This is a genomic window from Sphingobacterium paramultivorum (assembly GCF_014109745.1).
GTDB lineage: Bacteria > Bacteroidota > Bacteroidia > Sphingobacteriales > Sphingobacteriaceae > Sphingobacterium > Sphingobacterium paramultivorum.
This window is the reverse complement of sequence record NZ_CP058555.1, coordinates 1620214-1643898: the sequence shown is the minus strand read 5'-3', so window position 1 is coordinate 1643898 and position 23685 is coordinate 1620214. Positions and strand designations below refer to the sequence as shown.

19 protein-coding genes are annotated in these 23685 nt (G+C 39.3%); 14 read left to right on the top strand and 5 right to left on the bottom strand.

The features are described 5' to 3' along the window. The first annotated feature begins 30 nt into the window (after window positions 1–30). Both HS960_RS07085 and HS960_RS07080 read left to right on the top strand, forming a co-directional pair. A complete protein-coding gene (locus tag HS960_RS07085; protein ID WP_153844588.1) occupies window positions 31–3201 on the top strand; it encodes an efflux RND transporter permease subunit in 3171 nt (1056 codons plus the stop codon). A 131-nt stretch (window positions 3202–3332) separates the two neighbouring features. Continuing rightward, window positions 3333–3944: an HAD family hydrolase gene (locus HS960_RS07080; RefSeq protein WP_153844589.1), complete on the top strand. Its 612-nt coding sequence runs from the start codon at window positions 3333–3335 to the stop codon at window positions 3942–3944. Window positions 3945–4024: 80 nt separating this feature from the next. Here HS960_RS07080 and HS960_RS07075 read toward each other — a convergent pair whose 3' ends face one another. Continuing rightward, window positions 4025–5389: a hypothetical protein gene (locus tag HS960_RS07075; RefSeq protein WP_182331966.1), complete on the bottom strand. Its 1365-nt coding sequence runs from the start codon at window positions 5387–5389 to the stop codon at window positions 4025–4027. A gap of 14 nt (window positions 5390–5403) precedes the next feature. After that, window positions 5404–6009: an RNA polymerase sigma factor gene (locus HS960_RS07070; protein ID WP_075992756.1), complete on the bottom strand. Its 606-nt coding sequence runs from the start codon at window positions 6007–6009 to the stop codon at window positions 5404–5406. A gap of 326 nt (window positions 6010–6335) precedes the next feature. Between HS960_RS07070 and lysS the strand changes: the two genes are divergently transcribed. From lysS to coaA, 6 genes are all read left to right on the top strand, one after another. Continuing rightward, window positions 6336–8054, top strand: coding sequence for a lysine--tRNA ligase (lysS, locus tag HS960_RS07065; protein WP_153844591.1), 1719 nt, complete (start codon window positions 6336–6338; stop codon window positions 8052–8054). A gap of 461 nt (window positions 8055–8515) precedes the next feature. Next, entirely contained in the window at window positions 8516–9571 is a 1056-nt protein-coding gene (locus tag HS960_RS07060) for a patatin-like phospholipase family protein (protein ID WP_153844592.1), read from the top strand. Window positions 9572–9602: 31 nt separating this feature from the next. Continuing rightward, a complete protein-coding gene (locus tag HS960_RS07055; RefSeq protein ID WP_153844593.1) occupies window positions 9603–10835 on the top strand; it encodes a nucleoside recognition domain-containing protein in 1233 nt (410 codons plus the stop codon). A 67-nt stretch (window positions 10836–10902) separates the two neighbouring features. Next, window positions 10903–11283: a methylglyoxal synthase gene (locus HS960_RS07050; protein WP_046673562.1), complete on the top strand. Its 381-nt coding sequence runs from the start codon at window positions 10903–10905 to the stop codon at window positions 11281–11283. Between the two features lie 12 nt (window positions 11284–11295). Further along, on the top strand, window positions 11296–11697 hold the full coding sequence (locus HS960_RS07045) for an OsmC family protein (protein WP_153844594.1): 402 nt from the start codon (window positions 11296–11298) through the stop codon (window positions 11695–11697). 132 nt (window positions 11698–11829) lie between these two features. Next, entirely contained in the window at window positions 11830–12789 is a 960-nt protein-coding gene (gene coaA / locus HS960_RS07040) for a type I pantothenate kinase (protein WP_153844595.1), read from the top strand. On the opposite strand, the gene HS960_RS07035 is transcribed toward coaA, so the two are convergent. Then, on the bottom strand, window positions 12786–13634 hold the full coding sequence (locus HS960_RS07035; RefSeq protein ID WP_153844596.1) for a mechanosensitive ion channel family protein: 849 nt from the start codon (window positions 13632–13634) through the stop codon (window positions 12786–12788). The genes coaA and HS960_RS07035 overlap by 4 nt on opposite strands. Window positions 13635–13812: 178 nt before the next feature. Here HS960_RS07035 and HS960_RS07030 point away from each other — a divergent pair, with 178 nt between their 5' ends. The 4 genes from HS960_RS07030 to HS960_RS07015 all read left to right on the top strand — a co-directional run bounded on the left by HS960_RS07030 (window position 13813) and on the right by HS960_RS07015 (window position 20924). Continuing rightward, window positions 13813–15912 carry a heavy metal translocating P-type ATPase gene (locus HS960_RS07030; RefSeq protein ID WP_182331964.1) on the top strand — a complete coding sequence of 700 codons (2100 nt, stop codon included), beginning with the start codon at window positions 13813–13815 and terminating at the stop codon, window positions 15910–15912. Between the two features lie 163 nt (window positions 15913–16075). Beyond that, window positions 16076–18640 carry a DNA gyrase subunit A gene (gene gyrA, locus HS960_RS07025; protein ID WP_153844598.1) on the top strand — a complete coding sequence of 855 codons (2565 nt, stop codon included), beginning with the start codon at window positions 16076–16078 and terminating at the stop codon, window positions 18638–18640. Between the two features lie 8 nt (window positions 18641–18648). After that, on the top strand, window positions 18649–19749 hold the full coding sequence (locus HS960_RS07020; RefSeq protein ID WP_153844599.1) for a tetratricopeptide repeat protein: 1101 nt from the start codon (window positions 18649–18651) through the stop codon (window positions 19747–19749). Between the two features lie 2 nt (window positions 19750–19751). Beyond that, window positions 19752–20924, top strand: a complete 1173-nt coding sequence (locus HS960_RS07015; protein WP_182331963.1) for a tetratricopeptide repeat protein — start codon at window positions 19752–19754, stop codon at window positions 20922–20924. A gap of 68 nt (window positions 20925–20992) precedes the next feature. Here the strand turns inward: HS960_RS07015 and HS960_RS07010 are convergent, their stop codons facing one another. Together HS960_RS07010 and HS960_RS07005 are read right to left on the bottom strand one after the other, a co-directional pair. Next, window positions 20993–21430: an FKBP-type peptidyl-prolyl cis-trans isomerase gene (locus tag HS960_RS07010; protein WP_182331961.1), complete on the bottom strand. Its 438-nt coding sequence runs from the start codon at window positions 21428–21430 to the stop codon at window positions 20993–20995. Between the two features lie 113 nt (window positions 21431–21543). Beyond that, on the bottom strand, window positions 21544–21954 hold the full coding sequence (locus HS960_RS07005) for an OsmC family protein (RefSeq protein WP_182331959.1): 411 nt from the start codon (window positions 21952–21954) through the stop codon (window positions 21544–21546). Window positions 21955–22133: 179 nt separating this feature from the next. Between HS960_RS07005 and HS960_RS07000 the strand changes: the two genes are divergently transcribed. Continuing rightward, a complete protein-coding gene (locus HS960_RS07000) occupies window positions 22134–22385 on the top strand; it encodes a hypothetical protein (protein WP_153844602.1) in 252 nt (83 codons plus the stop codon). Window positions 22386–22438: 53 nt separating this feature from the next. Then, the gene (locus tag HS960_RS06995) at window positions 22439–23626 is read left to right on the top strand and encodes an MFS transporter (protein WP_182331957.1); all 1188 of its coding nucleotides are present in this window, start codon (window positions 22439–22441) and stop codon (window positions 23624–23626) included. The last annotated feature ends 59 nt before the right edge of the window (window positions 23627–23685 follow it).

Sequence of the window (23685 nt, the reverse complement as noted above, 5' to 3'; positions counted from 1 at the left end):
ATTTTTTAAAGAGAATCTAAAAGATATAGAATGATTTCAGAAGTATTTATTAAGAGGCCAGTTACCGCAATCGTTATTTCGATATTGATTTCAATTATCGGGATCATTGCAGTATCCACGTTGCCAATTAGCCAGTATCCTTCTATTGCACCTCCAACAGTAACGGTTACGGCCAATTACACCGGAGCTGATGCACAGACGGTTGAACAAACCGTGACAACTCTTATCGAGAGTCAGATCAATGGTACACCTGGCATGATTTATATGTCGTCCAATAGTACGTCAAATGGTCAAGCAACAATTACGGTGACATTTGAAGTAGGTACGGATATCGATATTGCGACCTTAGACGTACAAAACCGCGTGGGAATTGCTGAACCAGCCCTCCCCGAAGCTGTGAGACGTCTGGGAATTACGACCCGTAAAGCCAATAACGATATCCTGATGTTGGTTGCCTTAACTTCACCAAAAGGAACGAGAGATGAAAATTTCTTGGCCAATTACAACAACTTATACGTTAAAGACGCGCTCTTACGTGTGAAAGGTGTCGGTGACGTAACCGCTTTTGGGCAGCCGTTTTCAATGCGTGTATGGCTAGACGCAAACAAATTAGCTAATCTAAGCATGACTCCGGCCGATGTATCAACAGCAATTGCGGAACAAAACTCCCGTATACCTGGTGGTAGTGTTGGTGGACGTCCACAAGAGTCTTCGACAGTATTTGAATATCCAATCATTACCGATAGTGACCTTTCAAATCCGGAAGACTTTGAAAACATCGTTGTAAAAACCAACAAAGATGGATCTATCGTACTTTTAAAGGATGTTGCACGTGTTGAATTAGGTCAATTTAATTATGGTACATCATCTACGGTAAATGGTATGACCTCATCTGCGATGATGATTAACCAGACCCCGGGAGGAAACGCTGTAGAGTCTGCAGACGGTATCGTCGCTGCTTTAGAAAAATTAAAGAAATCTTTTCCAACTGACGTAGATTATACAATCAGTTACGAGACAGTTTCGGTAGTAAATGCCTCAATTTCTTCGGTTATCCATACCCTAGTTGAAGCATTGATCCTGGTAACAGTAGTGGTATTTTTCTTCCTTCAAAGCTGGAGGGCAACATTAATCCCCGTATTGGCAATTCCGGTATCCATCATCGGTACATTCATCTTCTTCCTGATGTTTGGCTTTTCGGTCAACAACCTGACCATGCTTGCCTTTGTATTGGCCATCGGTATTGTGGTGGATGATGCCATCGTTGTGGTGGAAGCTGTCCAGCATTATATCGACCATTATAAACTGGATGCTAAAGAAGCGACACGTCGCGCCATGGGCGATATCACCGCTCCGGTTATTGCAATTGCATTAATTTTGGCTGCCGTATTCGTTCCAGTAGGTTTTATCCCTGGAATGGTCGGTAAATTGTACCAACAATTTGCCATCACGATCGCTGTGTCCGTTATGTTGTCGGCATTTATTGCACTTTCGTTAACTCCAGCATTATGTTCGATTTTATTAAAACCAACAGCAGTACATGAAGGTGCCAAAGGTTTGAATAAATTTTTCTACAAATTTAATGTATGGTTTGAAAAGGTGACCATCAGATACTCCAATGGTGTAAAACAAGCGATCAAAAAAGCACCACTTGTATTGATCATTCTGTTGTGTATTTTTATCGGAACAGGTTGGATGTTTACAACCAAACCGACAGGATTTATTCCTTCGGAAGATGGTGGTGCATTTTTTGCAGGTATTACTTTACCGGAAGGCTCTTCTTCCGCACGTACAAATGAAGTCCTTAAAGAGATTGAAGCCGATCTACACAAGACTTTTCCTGAAATCAAGTATGTTACCGCAATTTCTGGTATCAATATCCTAAACCGCGCGTTTAAATCCAATGGTGCAACAGTGTTCGTTTCTCTTAAGCCTTGGGAAACCCGTACACGTACTGCAAACGATATCGCGGGAATGATTATGGGTAAATACATGGGTTATACCAAAGCAAGGGTATTGGCGGTAACACCACCGGCAATTCCGGGTCTAGGTACATCTGGTGGTTTCTCTATGCAGGTACAGGATTTACAAACTGTAAATATCAAAGATTTCGAAGCAACAGTAGGTAAATTCTTGATGGCTGCCAACCAACGTCCAGAAATTGGAATGGCCTACACGATGTTTAATACCAATTCTCCAAACTACAAATTGGAAGTCAATCGTGAACAGGCAAAACGTATGGGGGTACCTATCTCAAGTATTTATTCGACAATATCATCCTATTTGGGAAGTAGCTATGTCAATGACTTTACAAAGTATGGTCGTAGCTACCGTGTCGTGACACAAGCTGATATTCCGTACCGTATGAATATTGAAGACATCAACAAATTGTATGTCAACAATGTTTCAGGGAACCCTGTACCGATGGGTACACTGGTCAAGTATGAATTAATGACAATGCCTTCAATCATCAACCACTACAATATCTTTAGAAGTATCGAGATCAATGGTAGTTCGGCTCCCGGTTTCTCATCAGGAGATGCATTGAAAGCTTTGCAAGAAGTGGCTGCACAAACATTGCCAGAAGGTTTTGACTATCAGTTCTCCGGTCTATCTCTTCAAGAGATGCAATCCGGGTCAAAGACCATTCAAATTTTTGCTTTGTGTATCCTATTTGTGTTCTTACTATTGGCTGCCTTATACGAAAGTTGGTCTGTACCTTTCTCCATTTTGTTATCTGTACCACTAGGTGTATTTGGGGCTATATTAACCTTAACATTAATCCCTACATTGGATAATAACATCTATGCACAGATTGGTCTGGTCACCATCATTGGACTTGCTGCTAAGAATGCGATTCTAATCGTTGAGTTTGCTAAGGAACGGGTTGATATCGGGATGAACCTTTATGAAGCGACATTAGATGCTGTAAAATTGCGTTTACGCCCAATTATCATGACGTCCTTTGCCTTCATCTTGGGGATTATTCCATTGATGCTATCCCATGGAGCTGGAGCAATTTCTCGCCAAACAATCGGTTGGACGGTATTTGGTGGTATGACTGCAGCCACACTCCTAGCGATCTTTATCGTTCCAGTGCTATTCGTTGTGATTACACGTATGGCATACGGTAAGAAAAAATTGGCTGAATTAGAAGCTAATTTCGATGAAGAGAAAGCGAAAAATTTAAGTTCACACTAATTATACGCTGCCTCTGTGAAGAATCCACACGGAGCTAACAGCAAGAAGCCTTTCCTTGTAACAAGGGGAAGGCTTCTTTTTTGCTCGTCCAATTATATTTTTTTATTTTTACCGCTCACTATTAAAAGTATATGTCACCTGAATCACAACGAAAATTTGAATTACTAAACCTTCTTGCCGAATCCTATGACGCACTATTATTTGATGTCGATGGTACCCTGGCAGATAATATGGACGCACACAAGCAATCGTATAAGGCCGCAGCTCAACAATATGGGGTCGAGTTGGACGTCAATTTGATTGATGAAACTGCCGGATGGCCCACTGTTGCTGTTGCAGAGGAAATCAGCAAACGCTATGGGGTAGATTTCGATTATCAAGAATTTTCCACACTAAAGTCTACCATTTTTCGAGACGAATATGTCTTCAAGACTAAGCCTGTAGATTACGTTGTTGAACATCTAAAATATCAGAAAGGTAAAAAACATATCGCTGCCGTTTCAGGAGGAACCAGAACAACCTTATCCATGACCTTAACCACCATTGGTGTGTGGGATGATTTGGAAACACTGGTTTGTGCTGGAGATACAGCGGAGGGAAAACCTTCACCACAACCCTTTCTTTTGGCAGCTGCTCAATTGAATATTGCTCCGGAAAGATGCCTGGTCTACGAAGACGGGATCCCAGGAGTTGAAGGTGCGAAAGCCGCAGGGATGGGTTGGGTTCGCGTTGATGAAATTTAATAAACCCCGATTTGCAGACTATAAAAAAAAGCCGCAGTAAACTTCAAGCTTACTGCGGCTTTTTTATAGCATTATACTCTTTAAAAACTAGTAATTATTTTCACTCCCCCGTTGCTATAGTTCAAATCGGATGATTTCAAATTTCCGATTGGAGCTTTATAATAAGGCTCTACAGAAATGGATAATTTTCCAACTTTCTGTTTCCGACCAACTGAAAAATTAATAAAGCCGTTCACACCTTTATCATCGACATTTTTGTCTTGGGATTTTTGTCTGTACTCCGTATTATTTGTTTCATAGATCGTTGCCCGTTCCTGATCCAATACACCAACATAGGATACACCGACTGAGGTATAGAAATTCTTGTTGATCGCGTATCTAACATCCAATGGGATATCAACTGTTAAGATTTTACCTGAAACCCGTTCATTACTCTTTGCATCTTTTGCATCTGCTACCCGCATCGCAAAGGAATTATTCAAATTCGATTGAGAAATATAATTTGGCGCATCTGCATTAAGAGAATTTGATCCCATTGCAGGAGTAATGGGTGAATTACCCGAAATAGCTCCATAATGTTGAATAGAAGCTCCTGAGCGAAGACTTACCTTACTCGAAATATTATAGGCTAGTGCGACCCCGCCCCCCAGCGTTATACTTTCTGACGTAGAGGCAGGTGATACAAAAGCGCCCATTTCCCATTTCTTATCTTGGTTAACGTTCGTGTGTACAACACTATTCCTTGCCCCCCCTTGTTGCGCAGCATACAATTGTGATAGTTTTGCAGCATCGCGTTGCGTTTGATTAACAGGCGACATAAACCCTGAATTGGTCGAAGCAATAACGGCACTACTATTCGTCACAGTGGTATTTGTTGAAGCGCTTACTCGTTCCACTTCACTTTCCGTTAAACCAACCTGCGCTGAAAATGAATTATTTTTCAATTGCATGGACTGCAGCCTTCTTAAATCGGCTGATACAGCCACATCGTGGCCCCGCATTAATTGCCCAGTACTCAATACCAAGTGGTGATTGTCCAAATTTTCAGTTGAATGGTCCGCTGGCACAGAATAGGTATAGGGCTTCTTCGCCGATAATACCTCTGCACTCACAATCCTATCGCCCGTAACATCTGATAACGACAGCTGTATCGATTCTTTTAAATCCTTATGATCACCTAACACATCTTCGCGTTCCGGCAGATGTGTTAAAACGACAGCAGGTATATCAGTCTCCACATTCGTCTTTAGCCCCCAATATCCTACACCAAAACACAATAACACAGCCGCAGCAGCACTCCAATACTTCCAATTAGAGGAACGATGTGCTGAAACGCCATAATTTGAGGCAAATTTCTCCCAGGAACCTTCTTTATAAGGTAGTTCATGGTCTTTTAATTGTCCAATGATTTCTTCTATCAATTCCTTTTTCTTATTGTCTTTCATCGTAACAACAATATTTATCTTATTTCTTGAACTACGCCTGTATAATCCAAGTATAATTTTCTAAGTTTTTGTTTCGCTCTAGTCAGATAAGTCCTTGACGTACTATCTGGTATGTTAAGCATCTGGGCAATTTCATCATGTGAATACCCCTCAATTTCATAGAGATTAAAAATAGTTTTTTGAATTTCAGGGAGCTGATCGAGCAGACGCATAATCTCATTGACTTCCAGTCGACTGTCCAATTGTACTGCCGGTGTATGCATATCCCCTTCTCCCAAATCTTCAACCGAATAAAACTGCTTTTTACTTCGTAAAAAATCAATCGAAATATTGGCAGCAATTCGTCCTATCCAGGCTCTAAACGATTTTTCGAGATTTTCATCTTCAATATCCCTATTAAATGATTCCAATTTTCGAAATACCCGAACAAAGCTTTCATTCACGAGCTCTTCCGCGTCCACATCCTGTTTTACATAACGAATAATAATAGCCATGAGATAACCATAATACTTCTTATAAACGAAAGCCTTGCCGTCTTCACGATCGCGCAAGCAACGCTCTAAGGCATCATGTAAAGATGATAGCTTCTTGTTATAAAAATATGACCGAATTATACCCACTTAAACCATTTAATTATTAAGTTTCAAACTTAGACAAATTGCCTTTCATATGCAATCAATAACACATGCCATGTAAACAATCTATCGAATTCTCCCCTTCATTATGAACGTTTTTTTCGAGGAGATAACGAAATTAAAATTATAAAACTCAAAATCAAATAGTCGAATGTCCCCTTGTAATAATATCACTATTTAACTATTTTTATCCCATATAACGGAATGCCATTTCCTTTCGCTACAGCGTTTTCAAAAAAAATCCATAAAAAGAATTGAAAAAAATGGCTATTTTTGCGTGATTTTCACATTTTAAATATTATTCATACCGAATGAGTACTGTATTATCCGAACAGGAACAACTTAGAAGACAAGCGATGCAATCGTTGTTGGATATGGGAATTGATCCATTTCCAGCAAACGAATTTGTCGTCAATGCACATGCTGCTGATATTTTAGAAAATTACGATAGAGATAAATTGAATTATAAGAACATTACCATTGCTGGACGTATCATGAGTCGTCGTGTGATGGGTAGTGCTTCATTCTTTGAAATTCAAGACTCTACCGGACGTATTCAAGCTTATATTAAGCGTGACGATGTATGTCCTGATGAGAATAAAGACCTATACAATGTCGTTTTCAAAAAGCTATTGGATATCGGAGATATCGTTGGTATCAAAGGCTATGTCTTCACAACACAAACCGAGGCTATTGCAGTACACGTAGAAGAACTTACCGTTTTATCCAAATCGCTACGTCCCCTACCTGTCGTTAAATCTGCAGAAGGTAAAACTTTTGATGCCTTTACAGATCCAGAGCAACGCTATAGAATGCGTTATGTAGATTTGATCGTAAATCCAAGTAACAAAGACATATTTATCAAACGTACAAAGCTTTTCAATGCGATGCGTCAGTTCTTTAACGACGCGGGGTATATGGAAGTAGAAACACCTGTCCTACAATCCATTCCAGGCGGTGCTGCAGCACGTCCGTTTATTACACACCATAATGCTTTAGATATTCCATTATATCTTCGTATCGCCAACGAGCTTTATTTAAAAAGACTAATCGTTGGTGGATTTGATGGTGTATACGAATTTTCTAAAAACTTCCGTAATGAAGGAATGGACCGTACCCACAATCCAGAGTTCACCGCAATGGAAATTTATGTAGCCTATAAAGACTACAACTGGATGATGGACTTTACAGAACGTCTGTTAGAACATTGTGCGTTGGCTGTGAACGGTACGACTGAAGCTACCTTCGGAGAACATAAAATTGACTTTAGAGCACCGTATAAACGGATATCGATGACAGATTCCATTAAGGAATTCACTGGATTTGATATTACTGGAAAATCTGAAGACGAAATCCGTATTGCTGCCAAAGGAATGGGCATCGACGTAAACGAAACCATGGGTAAAGGCAAATTGATCGATGAAATTTTCGGCGCAAAATGTGAAGGAAACTACATCCAACCAACATTCATTACAGATTATCCAAAAGAAATGTCTCCTTTAACGAAGAAGCACAGAGATAATCCTGATTTAACCGAGCGTTTTGAGCTGATGGTTTGCGGAAAAGAGATTGCCAATGCCTATTCAGAGCTTAATGATCCAATTGATCAACGTGAACGATTTGAAGATCAATTGCGCCTTTCTGAAAAAGGTGATGATGAAGCCATGTTTATTGATCAGGATTTCCTTCGTTCATTGGAATATGGAATGCCGCCGACCTCTGGACTTGGAATCGGTATGGACCGTTTAATCATGTTCTTGACCGATAATGCGTCAATCCAAGAAGTTCTTTTCTTCCCACAAATGAGACCTGAAAAAGTCGCCAAAGTAGCAGAAGTGAAAGATTATGAGGAACAAGGTATTCCTGCAGCTTGGGTTCCTGCCTTACAAAAAATGGGCTTTACAACCATTGAAGCTTTAAAAGAAGCGAATCCGAACAAGGTTTTTAATGACCTTGGTGGTATGCGTAAAAAAATGAAACTAGATATCAATATGCCAACGAAAGACGAAGTATTTGCTTGGTTCAATTAAATCGGCATCTATGCTAGCTAAAAAAGCTGCCTCAATAAAATTTGAGGCAGCTTTTTTTGTTTAAAGTGATCTTGTAAAAATGTTTACAATGGTCCAATACGACCCACAAACCCCGAGATTCCTTTCTGTAGTATCTCCGATCCTATCAGATTTGTATAATCAGCTCATCAGCCTCTATATTAACAGGGGTATTACTCGGGGTTAACAGGGGGTTAACAGGGGTATAACAGGGGTAAACCCAAGTTAACCCCCTGTTATACCCCTATAAAAGTACTGCTAGCTCTCTATTAGTCTAGAATCTAGTAAGAAGATAGTGATATGCTGACCAAGGTGATCTACGAAAAATATTGAATAGCTTTTAATCACAGGATATATGACACAATTGTCACCAATATATGACTCCTGCCAATTGTAGACATTTATTATATTTACATATCGTTAACTAAATCAGTTTTTAGCATATGAAGAATATTCTCGCGCTTGATGGTGGTGGTATCCGGGGTATTATTCCGGCAATGGTTCTCGTCGCTCTAGAAGAGAAGTTACAAAAGCAGACCATGGATCCCAATGCACGGATTGCCTCCTACTTTGACTTTATTGCAGGTACAAGCAGCGGCGGAATTCTGACTAGCATTCTTTTGTATCCGGAAGAAGGTAATCCCGCCCATCCGAAATTTTCTGCGCGAGATGCCTTAAATCTATTTGTTAATCATGGCACTGAAATTTTCAACGCTTCCAAATGGCGGCGTTTTTTAGGTGGATTTGGTCTTGTCAGCGAGCTCTACTCGTCAAATACATTATCAGACGTTTTGGATGAGTATTTTCAAAATGCACGATTGAGCCATCTTATCAAACCCTGTATCATCACTGCGTATAACATTGAATTACGGAAGAATCATTTTTTTAGACAACAAAAGGCAATTACGCATGGCGAAGCAAGGGATTTCTACCTCAAAGATGTTTGTAAGGCTACGTCCGCTGCACCCACATTTTTTCCTGTTGCAGAGATCTACTCCCTTTCAAAAACAAGATATCCTTTGATCGATGGCGGTGTGTTCGCTCAAAACCCCTCCATATGTGGTTTACTTGAAGTTTTAAAGGCTTTTAACAGCACGCAGATAAACGACATGTTTATGGTATCCTTAGGTACAGGAATGTCAAAAACAGCTTATAATTACGAACATTTTAAGAAGAAACTTGCTATACAAATCGGTCCCGCTTTAGTTGACATTATGACAAGTGCATCTTCCGAGAGTACCGAATTTTTTATTCGGCAACTATTTCAAAGTAACGGTAAGCAACAAAATTATCTCCGCATAGAACCAGCCAATCTATCGAGTATAAATGCATCATTAGACGCAGCCTCGCCCAATAATATACAGAAGTTGATTTCCTTATCCGATAAAATGATCAGTGAGCATGAAGATACATTGGATTATATCGTTGCGCATCTCATTAAAGAAAAGAGCCAAAATAAGAAGAAAAATCCATGGAGCCAGTTGATGGATAAGTTCTAAAAGATTACTTTTACGCATATTTTAAATCTATATGGCATTAAACTACGTTTGGGTTGCATTTTTCTTAATCACATTTGCCGTAGCCCTTGTAAAACTAATCTTTTTCGGAGATACAGAAATCTTTCAGCAAATTGTAAATTCAATCTTTGACAGTGCAAAAACAGGAGCCGAAATCTCTTTAGGACTGATCGGTATGATGAGTTTTGCACTTGGGATTATGAAAATTGGCGAAAAAGGCGGTATGATCAATATCTTCGCAAAAATAGTGGGTCCTTTTTTTCATAAATTATTCCCGGAGATACCCAAAAATCATCCTGCGCTTGGCTCTATTCTTATGAATTTCTCGGCTAATGCCCTAGGATTAGATAATGCGGCAACGCCATTGGGACTTAAAGCCATGAAGGAACTCCAGGAGCTCAATCCCAATAAGGAAACAGCTACCAATGCACAAATCATGTTTATTGTGCTCAATGCATCTAGCTTAACCCTCTTGCCTATTTCAATTATGGCTTATCGGAAGGAGGCTGGTGCACCAGATCCTTCCGATGTATTTCTACCAATTCTAATCGCAACCTTCTTTTCCACATTGGTGGCATTGATTCTCGTTTCCATCTATCAAAAAATCAATTTATTTAACCGTGTAATTCTAGGATATCTGGGAGCAATGGGATTATTTATCGGTGGACTACTTTACTACTTTTCGGGACTCCAACAAACAGAAATCGAAATATTCAGCAAAGTATTCGGTAATGTTATTTTATTTAGTTTATTTACCTCCTTTATAGGTTTGGCTCTTTTCCGTAAAGTAAATGTGTACGATTCATTTATAGAAGGTGCCAAAGAGGGCTTCGAAGTTTCTGTAAAAATAATACCCTATCTCGTCGCGATGCTCGTTGGTATCGCGGTATTTAGAGCATCAGGAACGATGGACTATATGGTCGCTGGAATTTCCAAAGCTATCGCGCTATGTGGTCTAGATACATCATTTGTAGACGCTTTACCTGTAGCCTTTATGAAACCGCTCAGTGGATCCGGTGCACGTGGACTTATGGTCGATTTGATGAATGCCAAGGGGCCAATGGACTTCGCTGCGAGGGTTGCTTGTGTTATTCAGGGATCAACGGAAACTACTTTTTATGTCCTCGCTGTATATTTTGGTGCAGTGGGAATAAAGCGTACACGGCATGCATTACCATGTGCATTATTAGCGGAATTAGCAGGTGTAATCGCAGCAATAATTATCTCATACATATTTTTTAAATAACATACGTATATTGCAGAAAGGCCTGCCTTTATAACAGTGTCCGATATTTACAAATTATTATATTGTGATGAAAAAAACAATTGCATTAATAGCCCACGACGGCAAAAAACCTGAAATGGTCGCATTTGTCAAAGACCACCAGGAATTATTGGAGCGCGCCAACATTATTGCCACTGGTACTACGGGCTCTTATGTTAGACAGACAGGCTTGCCTGTGGAATTGAAATTGAGTGGCCCCATGGGTGGTGATGCACAAATCGCAGCTTTGGCGGCCGAAAGAAAAGTTGATGGTATTATTTTCTTTCGCGATCCACTCGGAAAACATGCACATGAACCAGATATTCAAATGCTCATGCGTGTATGTGATCTTTATAATGTCCCTTTGGCAACAAACCCTGCAACAGGAAGCCTCATCATTGAAGGGCTATTAGAAGACGTGGAATCATAATTTTAATCGCTTATGGACAATGAAGTAATCGTTTCAATAGGGAAAATACCCTATACAACTACCGTACAATACGGCAAGCATCAAATAACGGTTGATGAACCCGAAGATGTAGGCGGTGAAGATCAGGGCATAAACCCTACTCCACTATTACTATCCTCTTTAGGGAGCTGCAAAGCCATTACAGTCAAAATGTATGCTGACCGCAAAAACTGGCCCCTGGAAGAAGTGCTGGTGCGTTTATCTTATGAGGTGCAAACAAGTGAACAGCAGCAAACGACTTATATACAATGCTTTATTAGCTTTAAAGGAGATTTAGATGAGGTTCAAAAGCAGCGTTTGTTTAAAATAGCTGAAAAGTGTCCTGTTCATAAAATATTATCAAATCCTATTGTAATAACTTCAAATCATTTGTAATGTTTCTTGGGATAACGGATAACACTATTTATATTTGTCCGCGCAAAAAAGACCTTTAATAGCCGATAGAATCGAATAGTGAAGGTTTACTTGTCCTGCAATATAGATATTTGTAATAAAAAAAAGCAAACGATGCAATTGGATCCTCAAATAGCAATAGACTCGCCTTTTAGATCGATCAAACGTGAAGACTGGAAAAATTTAAACGGGAAAGTATTGCACAATTTCAGTGTCGAAGACCTGGAAAATCTACATGCACTGAATGAACCCTTGACAAATCAGGAAATAGAAGAAGTCTACTTTCCCTTAAGTCATCTACTTGAGATTCATATTGACCGTTTCCAAAGTCTTCACCAGCGTACAAACCGCTTCTTTGGCAAAGAAGTGAGCAAATTGCCTTATATCATCGGTATAGCTGGGTCGGTCGCTGTCGGAAAAAGTACTACAGCCCGGGTTTTGCAGCGCGTCCTTAGTTTACTCCCATCCAAACCAAAGGTCGATTTGGTGACCACAGACGGTTTTCTATACCCGAATCAACAACTTATCGAACGTGGTATTCTAAACCGAAAAGGTTTTCCTGAAAGCTATGATGCCAAAAGATTGATTCATTTCCTTTCAGCCGTGAAATCAGGGGCTCCAAAAATTGCGGTGCCAGTATACAGCCACTTGGTCTATGACGTATTGCCAGACGAACAGCAACAAGTGATTGAACAACCCGACATCCTCATTGTAGAAGGGATAAATGTATTGCAAGTCAACTCCCAACGACCACGAAAGGGACATAGCGTATTCGTTTCCGACTTTTTTGATTATTCAATCTATGTACATGCCAGCGAGAAAAATCTTATTGAATGGTATACCAATCGATTTGAGTCACTACGTGCTACGGCATTTCAAAATCCGGCTTCATTTTTCCATAAATATGCAAATATGACAGCTGATGAAAGCAATACCATGGCTGTAAATATCTGGAACGAAATTAATAAGCCCAATCTACTTAAAAACATTTTGCCGACTAGATATCGTGCGGATCTCATTTTAGAAAAAGGAAGCCACCACTTTGTTAAAAATGTCAAAGTAAGAAAGATTTAACCCTGCATTCTTGTAAACTGGAGGATTTCATTTAATATGTTGCTCTGGACCTGTTGATGTATTTTGTTGCTGGACGAGATTGCACTAACCTCAACTTTATACTTGATATAGTCTTTAGTCATATCGGCGACCTTAATTGTAAAGCCTTGGGAATGATCTAAATTTGGATTTTTCTGAAATAATGGGCTTAAATACTGTTCCAATTCCGCCACTGTAAAAGAGCGATCGATCGGCAATTCAAACTTTACAACAATTTTATTTGACTTTTGCGAGGTCTTATTAACTAACGTCGCTGTAAACACCAAATTATTGGGAATCATTACAGCATCGTCATCTTCATCCCGCACAACTAGATTGGCCAATGTGATGTCAACAATTTTCCCTTGATATTCACCTATTTTTATGCGATCTCCTACCGAAAATTGATCCGAAAACATAATAATTAAACCGGATATCATATTCGTGATATATTCTCTAAAAATTACAGCAATCGCCATTGCGACAATTGTCATGCTGGTGATAAAATCTTTTGGATTAATACCAACCGCTATCATTAGGCTGACAATAATAAAAAAAACATTGCCTACTGTAGCTACACGCGTAATTCCGAGCACAAAATTACCCCGGACAACCTGCTGTTCATTTCGACTGTTGTATAGTTTTACAAGGATAAAATGACCAATTGAGATCAGGACACTAGCTGTTAGAAAAGTATTTAAGCCGTAAGCCATATTCCGGATGATCTCCCGCTGCATATAAAAGGTTTCAAATTGAACAAATGATGCCGTTAGTGCAATCAGCAGTATAATCCGTACAATAAAAGAAATTGAAATTGGTTTTGTCATTTTTCACACAAGCTTAAGTTGTCTATCTAGTCAAATTTTAATGTTTCCCCATTCACTATTCACGATATTTCATGTAAAACGGCTACAAACAGGCTTGCTAAACTAAACAATTTTACTTTACGTAAAAAGCATTATCAGGAAATAGCTATCTTTGCCTAAAGACATTACATGCTATTAAATGAAGGAATCGAACGTGCAAACTGAACTTAACGTAAGCGGAATGCATTGTGCAAATTGTGCTATTTCAATCCACAAATACCTAGAAAACAACGGCGCTAAGGATATCTACGTCGATTTTGCCTCAGATGAAGTGAAATTTTCGGAAATCCCTCTTGAACAAATACCTGTGCTGGTCAAAGGTATCGAGTCTTTGGGCTACAAAGTTATTGAGGGTAAGGATAAGAAGCCTAGCTTTTGGAAATCTATTGAGTTTAAGTTCCTTTGCTGCCTCATCTTTACCATACCTTTGTGGAGCCACATGTTTACGGACTTACCCATTCTGCATGATCCCTATATCCAACTTGCGCTATGTGTCCCCGTTTATATCATTGGTTTTTCCTATTTTGGAATCAGCGCATTTCGTTCCATCTGGAACAAAATGCCCAATATGGATGTGCTCATCTTTGTTGGATCTACAGCTGCTTTTAGCTATAGCCTCATTGGAACATATTATAATCTAGGACATGATTACCAGTTCTACGAAACATGTGCAACAATCATAACATTGGTATTTTTGGGGAATGTCCTCGAAAAAAGAGCCGTTACCAAAACCACATCAGCAATCAAAGAGTTGGTTAAATATCAAGATATACCAGCTATTAAAATTGAAGACGACCAAGAAGTAGAGATACTAGCCCGAGAAATTAAATCAGGTGATATTTTAAAGGTAAATTCAGGAAATCAGATACCTGCTGATGGCGATATTTTGGAAGGACAGGCTTGGGTGGACGAATCTATGCTAACCGGAGAAAGTGTACCTATTGAAAAACTCAAATATGATGCAGTGATTGGTGGTACGTTACTAACCGAAGGAAATATCAGAATCATGGCGACCAAAGTTGGGTCTAAAAGTGTACTGTATCAAATTATTCAATTAATTAAAGATGCCCAAAGTAAAAAGCCGCCTATTCAAAAATTCGGTGATAAAGTAGCTGCTTATTTCGTTCCAATCGTCGTTACGATATCGTTTTTCACTTTTTTTATTACTTACTTTATTGCACAATTACCGCTCCAACAATCCCTCATGAATGCGATAGCTACACTTGTTGTATCTTGCCCATGCGCCATGGGGCTAGCAACACCTACAGCTGTTATGGTTGGTCTGGGAAGAGCTGCAAAAAAAGGAATACTGATCAAAGGCGGAAGCACCATTGAGGAGATGTCCGATCTCAAACAGATGGTATTTGACAAAACGGGTACCTTAACAACTGGCGATTTTAATATCAAAGCGATTCAGACCTTTGGTATTGAGCAATCGCAGGTCGAATCGATCATAGCACAATTGGAGAGTTATTCAAGTCATCCGATTGCAAAGTCGATCCGAAAACAACTCAAGGAAATAAAATCTTACCGCATTATCTTTAAGGAAGTCAATGAAATAAAAGGGAAAGGGATATTTGCTACAGACACAAATGGCAATAACTATTCCATTTGTAATGCAAAACTTGGTGAAAAGGATTACTCCAATCGCTATGATCTTGCCTTAACAATCAATGGCGTTGTAATTGCTGGCATTGTATTGGAAGATCAGATTAAGCCTTATGCAAAGGAACTCATCCAATACCTCAAAGATAAAGGGATACGCCCTATTCTTTTGAGTGGGGATCGACAAAGTAAATGTGAACGCACAGCACAAAAGCTTGGTATTGCTGATGTATACTGGGATAAGTCGCCAGAAGAAAAACTAGAGATATTGTTCAAGCTCAAAAAGAATGGCCCTACTGCAATGGTTGGCGACGGCATCAATGACGCTCCGGCATTAGCAGCTGCCGATGTTGGCATCTCGCTTGGTGATTCGACACATATTGCTATTCAATCGGCAAAGGTGGTTTTATTAAGCAATGATCTCAAATCCATTGAAAAACTATTAAAGATTGGTCACCATACCCTATTGACAATAAAACAAAATCTATTTTGGGCCTTCGCGTACAATATTGTGGCCATACCGCTTGCCGCTGTTGGCTTTCTCGGACCTATGCTTGCAGCCTTAAGCATGGCCTTTTCAGACTTAATTGTCATAGGTAATTCGATTCGGCTCCGCTTTAAAAAAATCAAATAAAAACGATACTCCATAAGTACCAAGACAATCCATAAAAGATTGTCTTTTTTGTGTATATTAGGGCTTAAATCATTCGCTTTTGAGGTTAAATTTTTGTAACTTCGCATGCGTAGCAAGCCAGTTTAGAGGGCTTGCTTACTAGTTTTATTGAAACCAAATTCATATGGCTGAAGAAACAGAAAACGACAACAATCTTGTTCCGGCAAACGACCGGATTATCCCAATCAACATCGAGGATCAGATGAAGTCTGCCTACATTGACTATTCCATGTCTGTCATTGTATCAAGAGCACTTCCTGATGCCCGTGATGGCATGAAACCAGTACACAGACGTGTTCTTTATGGTATGCTGGACTTAGGGGTTACCAGTGGCAAGCCTTACAAAAAGTCTGCCCGTATCGTCGGTGACGTATTAGGTAAGTATCACCCACATGGTGATTCATCCGTTTATGACACCATGGTTCGTATGGCTCAAGATTGGAGTTTACGCTACCCTTTGGTAGATGGTCAAGGTAACTACGGTTCCATTGATGGCGATCCACCTGCGGCGATGCGTTATACTGAGGCAAGATTAAAGAAAATTGCCGAGGAAATGCTATCCGATATCAACAAAGATACTGTTGATTTCCAAAATAACTTTGACGATTCCTTACAAGAACCAACAGTCCTTCCTACGCGTATTCCAAACCTCCTGGTAAACGGAGCTTCGGGGATCGCTGTGGGTATGGCTACAAATATGGCTCCACATAACCTATCTGAGGTTATTGATGGTACAATCGCTTTTATTGATAATCGTGATATTGAGGTTCCAGAATTGATGCAGCACATCAAGGGTCCAGACTTCCCTACAGGTGCGTTGATCTACGGCTATGCCGGGGTTCAAGATGCTTGTAATACAGGACGTGGCCGTATTGTTATGCGTGCGAAAGCTGAAATAGAAGCAACCAAGTCTGGAAGAGAGCAGATTATTGTTACCGAAATTCCCTATCAGGTGAACAAGGCGAATATGATCGAGCGTACAGCCGAACTGGTTAACGAAAAGAAATTAGAAGGTATCTCTGCCATCCGTGATGAATCTGACCGTACGGGTATGCGTATTGTGTACGACATCAAACGTGATGCAAATGCAAATGTTGTTTTAAACAATTTGTTTAAATATACAGCCCTACAAACTTCATTTTCAGTAAACAACATTGCTTTAGTTAAAGGAAGGCCAATACTGTTGAATCTGAAAGATATGATTCATGAATTTGTGGAGCATAGACATGATGTAATCGTTAGACGTACACGCTATGAACTGGCGGAGGCTGAAAAACGTGCTCATATTCTAGAAGGGTATTTAATTGCCTTAGATCATTTGGATGAAGTCATCAAATTGATTCGTAATTCGGATACACCAGAAGATGCACGCGTTGGATTAATGGAAAAATTTGGCCTGTCCGACCTTCAGGCTCGCGCGATCCTCGATATGACATTACGTCGTCTAACAGGACTGGAACGTGATAAGATTAAAGAGGAATATGCTGAATTGATGAAAACAATTGACTATTTGAAATCGATATTGGAAGACGAAGAGCTTCGTATGAAAATTATCAAAGACGAGTTGATTGAAATCAAGGAAAAATACGGCGACGAACGTAGATCTCAGATTGTACACTCTGCTGAAGATATGCGTATGGAAGATTTTATTGATGATGAAGAAATCGTTATCACAATCTCCCACAATAGTTACGTAAAACGTACACCATTATCCGAGTACAAACGCCAAGGCCGCGGTGGTCGTGGATCAATTGGCACAAACACACGCGAAGAAGATTTTACCGAGCATATCATCACAGCCTCAGCACATAATTATATGCTGCTATTTACAGAGGCAGGTCGCTGTTTCTGGTTGCGTGCATTTGAGATTCCTGAAGGAAGCCGTACTTCTAGAGGTCGAGCACTTCAAAATATCATCAATGTTCCAAAAGAAGAAAAAATCAAGGCCTTCATCCTGGTGAAGAACTTGAAAGACCAAGAATATTTGGAAAACAACTTCATTATTATGTGTACCAAAAAAGGTACGATTAAGAAGACGTCGTTGGAAGCCTATTCTCGTCCAAGAGCAAACGGTATCAATGCCATCAATATTAATGAAGGCGATCAATTAATTGAAGCTTGTTTGACTACTGGAAGCAGTGAAATTGTCATGGCTCTCCGTTCTGGTCGAGCAATTCGTTTCAATGAATCTACAGTTCGTCCAATGGGCAGAACGGCAACAGGTGTACGTGGTATCACCTTGGGAGCTGAAAGTGATGAAGTGATTGGCATGATTAGTGTGAATGATTCGGAAACTACCGTGTTGGTCGTTTCTGAAAAAGGATACGGAAAACGGACAGATATCGAGGATTATCGCGTAACGAATCGTGGTGGTAAAGGTGTGAAAACAATCAACGTTACAGATAAAACAGGCGAACTCGTTGCGATAAAAGGCGTTACAGACAACGAAGATTTAATGATCATCAACAAGTCTGGTATTGTTATCCGTATTGCTGTGGAAGAATTAAGAGTAATGGGACGTGCAACACAAGGTGTAAGACTCATTAATTTAAAAGATAACGACGAGATCGCTTCTATTACGAAAGTCGATCGTGAAGAAGAATCTGAAGAAGAGTCTGAACTGACCGAAGAGTCAACGGAAAATGGCGATTCAACTTCTGAAGAAAACACGGACTCAAACGAAGAATAAATAGTCTAATGAAAAACTTACTGATATCATTGTTAATATCTGCAAGTAGTTTAACTGTTGTTGCCCAATCCAATCTGAAAGAGGGCAGCAACAGTTTTGCTTTATATACCAAAACTGGCGAGTTTAAAAATCTTGAAAATGCGCGAAAGTTTGCAGACGCTTCCTTCCAATCGAAGAAAGATTCAGCTTCTGTCAACAATAACCTTTTAAGAGCATTGGTATATAGCTCCTTGGCAGTTGCAGATTCAACAAGGAAGCAGCCATATAAAATGGATCCTATCGACGTATCCATCAAATCACTTAAGCTTCTGGATCAAAAAAAAGCACGTCGAAACTTTCCTGCAGAGATGGACTATATTCGTCAAAATCTTGCTGGAGCCATCTCCTATCAGGGAGCTTTGGCTTTAAAAGATGGTAAATTTGACAAAGCTTATAAAGCTTACCTTCGAATAGATTCACTTGGCTTCAAAAATAATGATCTCAAATATAATCTGGCCGTACTCTCTGGCAAGAATAAAGATTATATGAATTCGATCAAATATTATGACGAACTCATTAAAAGTGAACATCCAAAGCCTAATTACTTTCTTGAATTGGCACAGATTTATTCGCTCGGAGGTACTAAACAGGATGTCTTGAACGTTCTTGAAAAAGGACATGCTATATTTCCTGAAAATAAACAGATACTTTTTAGATTAATTGATGTGTATTCAGCCAATAATTCTTATGACGCTATCTTAAATGTCATTGCTGATGCCATTCGTTTAGAACCTGAAAATGTCGAACTGAACTATATTGCAGGCTATTCTTATGAAAACGCCAATGATATAAAACGAGCGAAAGAATATTATAATAATGTATTGCGGTTGGATCCGAATAATTATGAATCTAATCTTGCATTAGGATTAATCAATCTGGAGACTTTATTAAAGGAACCTTCCAACCAAGATATACAAGAGTTAACCATCGAGTATCTGTTGAAGGCAAATGAGATCAAGCCTTATGATGTCAATGCGCTTAAAGCTTTGGCTAAATATTATAAGCTTATTGATGACGCATCACAATTAGACAGAGTGAATTTATTATTGAATCAATTAACAGTTAAATAGATATGAATTTAAAATCTCTATTATTATTAGCAGCAATAGGTACTGTATCTACCTCAGTTTCTTTTGCGCAGACGGGTAATGTTAAAAAGGCGAAATCAGCCCTAGCGAAATTCCAAGAATTGAAAGACGCTGGTACAGTTCAATTGGGTATCTCCAATTTGAAATCGGCAAAAGAAGCTATTGACGCAGCTGTTGTCAATGACAAAACAAAAGATAATGCTGAGGCATGGACAGTATACGCATTGGTAAATGCAAACCTATCAACAATAGATAAGTCATCTGAATTAGCGAAATTGGCTGAGGACGGAATTGCCAGAGCAAAACAGCTGGATGCAGACGGTGCGAATAAAGCGAATATTACTGTTGCGGAACAAATTCTGGGACAATATAATTTCAATTTGGGTGCAGAAGCATATCAAGCACAAAAATATGCCGAGTCTTACAGCTCCTTTACAAAAGCATTGACCTATCTTCCTGGAGATACATTAGTTACTTATTACAGTGGTGTTGCAGCACTATCTAACAAAGATTATAAGAATGCTGTGGAACGTTATAAAGAACTAATTCCAAGAAAAGATTTCTCTTCGCATAAAACGATTATGGTCGATTTACCAAAATTGTACCTCTCTATGCAAGATACGACTTCAGCACTTGAATATGCAAAAAAAGCGGCTGAAGCTTATCCGGATGACAATGCAGCAATGACTCAAAACATCGAATTGAATCTGATTACAGGTCACGAAAAAGAAACAATTGATGCCATTACTGCACAATTAGCAAAAGATCCAAACAATAAAAGCTTAAATTATTACTTAGGTATTGCCCAATCTTCAGCGAAAAATGAGGATGCAGCGGTTGCAGCATACAAAAAAGCATTGGAAATCGATCCTAACTTCTTTGAAGCAAACACAAATTTGGCGATCACGTTGATGAACAAAACACGTGAAAAATTAAATGTTGTTAATAATAACAGAAAATTGACGCAGGCACAATATGATGCAGAATTAAATAAGATTAAAGCAGAATTAAAGCCAGTGCTTCCTTACTTAGAGAAAGCAGTTTCTTTGCAGCCCAAAAATGTAGATGCTTTAACGAATTTAAAGAACTACTATATTTTTATGCAAGACGAAGCTAAAACTGCCGAAATCAATGCTAAGATCAAAGAAGTAGAATAAAAAAATAAACTTTCATAAAAAAGCCCGCATCTTGTTATGCGGGCTTTTTTATGAAAGTCTTTTTTGTGTTAAGCTAAAATGGCAATCAACTCAATCTGAAATATCAAAGTACATTCCCCTCCTTTTCGAGGTAACAATTCTTCCTTTCCATAAGCCAGCTTTGGTGGAAGACACACTTCCCAGATTGACCCAACAGGCATCATTGAAATCGCTTCTTGCCAACCGACTATGAGTTCATTGATATAAAACGTTTCGGGACGCTTCCGCTTATACGAACTATCGAATACGGTTCCGTCTAAAAGCTCCCCTTTATAATGACAGATAACTTTCGCGGACTTTTTGGGAATCTGCCCCGCGCCCTTTGTTAATACCTTATAGTGCAAACCCGATGCACATACAACAGCTCCCTCTTGTTGTGCATACTTTTCCAAAAAGACCTTTCCTGCCTCCAGATTCTTTTCCGCAAGCGCTGCTAAACTTAACTTATTTTTCTTTCTCTGAACCAAAACTCAATTGATTAAAATTCAATATTGCTAATTATTTAAGATATCCTCAAAATAACAGCTTTTTCTCCTTTTTACGAAAAAAGACCAAGTTTTTGTTCAATATAGTACCTTTATCAGCGTAGCTTTGCATCTAAGGTTTTCTCGAAACTAAAAGCCTTACTCACAGGACAGTTTTCCTTCGCTTTATGCGCTATTGTTTGAAACTCAGCTTCGGTAATCGTTGGGACCTTTCCTTTCAGCTCAAGTTCGGACCGTACAATTGAACCATTTTCGAAAACGATTGTCGATACGGTTGTTAATTCTTCGGGAACAAAACCAGCTTCAGAAAGATAAGCGCTCAATTGCATCGTAAAACATCCGGCATGTGCTGCTGCCAATAATTCCTCAGGATTTGTTCCGACACCATTTTCAAACCGGGTTGAAAATGAATATTGCGTATGATCCAACGCTGTACTGTCTGTAGTCAGACTACCTTTTCCTTCTTTCAGATTGCCATTCCATTGGGCTGTTGCTTTTCTTCTCATGTTTTCTACAATCAATTATTCAATTTAACTTTTCTCATGTCAATTTCTCCTGTCAGGCTTCTAGCCTTTCAGGTATATTTTATAGAACAAATAGTCGTTCAAAAAGTTGTATGCTATTTCACAAATTAATGTCGCATTCCACGCAAGTAATACGTTAATATTTTATTAAAACTAAACTCATGAATAAACTATTGTATCTTTTTATCATTGTAGCTGCCTTCACATCATGTAAAACTCGCCAAGTTAAGGAGCAGGCCTTAATACAAGACTGCCCGGAAGAAAAAATTGTAAACAAAATACCCGGTCCACCAGTGAAAGGCGAGATAGAAAAAATTTATTACATCTATCAGGGCAAAAGAGTTTCCCCAAAACAATTTGATCAGCAATGGCTCGAAAAGAATTGTGATATTAAAGAGACAGTTGTTTATTGATTTTATTTCTAAAAACAAGCATAAAGACGTAATTTCGCCTAAAATTTTTTATAATGACAATTTCTCTTCGGGAGGTCAGTCAAAAGATTTTAGGCTATGTCTCTTTAACTTTCCTTGGTTATTTCACAATCGGCCTATCGCTTGCTACCCTTCCCATCTTTATTCATCAAACTTTAGGATTTAATACAATTATTGCGGGATTGGTCATTAGCGTTCAGTATATTGCTACATTCCTACTCCGTGGTTATGCAGGAAAAATTGTGGACACCAAGGGTCCCAAGATTTCAGTTTTGCGCAGCATGTTATTTTTTGCATTATCTGGACTCCTTCTACTGCTTGTGTTTCTATTCCGTTCTCAGCCTCTTCTAAGCTTGGGTCTCCTGCTTATTACCCGTTTGTTTACTGGAATTGGAGAGGGTCTTGTGGGTGCGAGCCCTATAAATTGGGCATTAATGGAACTCGGCGATGAACATGCCGCAAAAGCGATTTCTTTCAACGGAATAGCCAGCTATGGTGCATTGGCTATTGGTGCACCCTTAGGTGTTTTGATGGTGAATCATATCAATTACGAAGCTTTGGCTCTACTTACCAGTGCAGTTGGCCTCCTTGGTTATTTTTATTGCCGCACTAAAACACCCTATCAAGTGGCACGTAAAAAGGCTGAAAAAGTGAGTTTTAAACGTGTATTGCTTTTAGTAGCGCCCTTTGGGATTTGCCTTGCTTTAGGAGGTCTAGGCTTCGGCAGTATCTCCACTTTTATGACGCTTTACTATGAACATTTCAATTGGCAAAATGGCGCAGCTTGCTTAACTATATTTGGCGTATTCTTCATTTTAACACGGCTTATTTTCAATAAGGTTATTGACCAATATGGTGGCCTTAAAGTTGCTTTAGTGAGTCTTTTCGTTGAAACATTAGGTCTCACGGTTATTGCTGTGGCTATGGATCCATTGTGGACCCTATTGGGCGCCGCATTAACGGGTTTTGGTTTCTCACTTGTATTTCCAGCGCTTGGTGTCGAAGCCATTAAGCGGGTAGATCAAAGTCAACAAGGCTCTGCTCTGGCTGCTTACGGGCTATTTATTGACATTTCACTAGGAATCACAGGCCCTTTAATTGGCTTTGTGGCCAATAATATGGGTATGACAGCGATATACCCATTTAGTACCATTATGGTCTCCATTGGTTTTGCCGTTGTTGGCAACCTACTCTATCAAAAACGGCGTGAGCTGACACCATAGTCTCCCCTAAACATAAATCATAGCATCAAAGATATACCTACAAAAAGAGCGGTGAATGT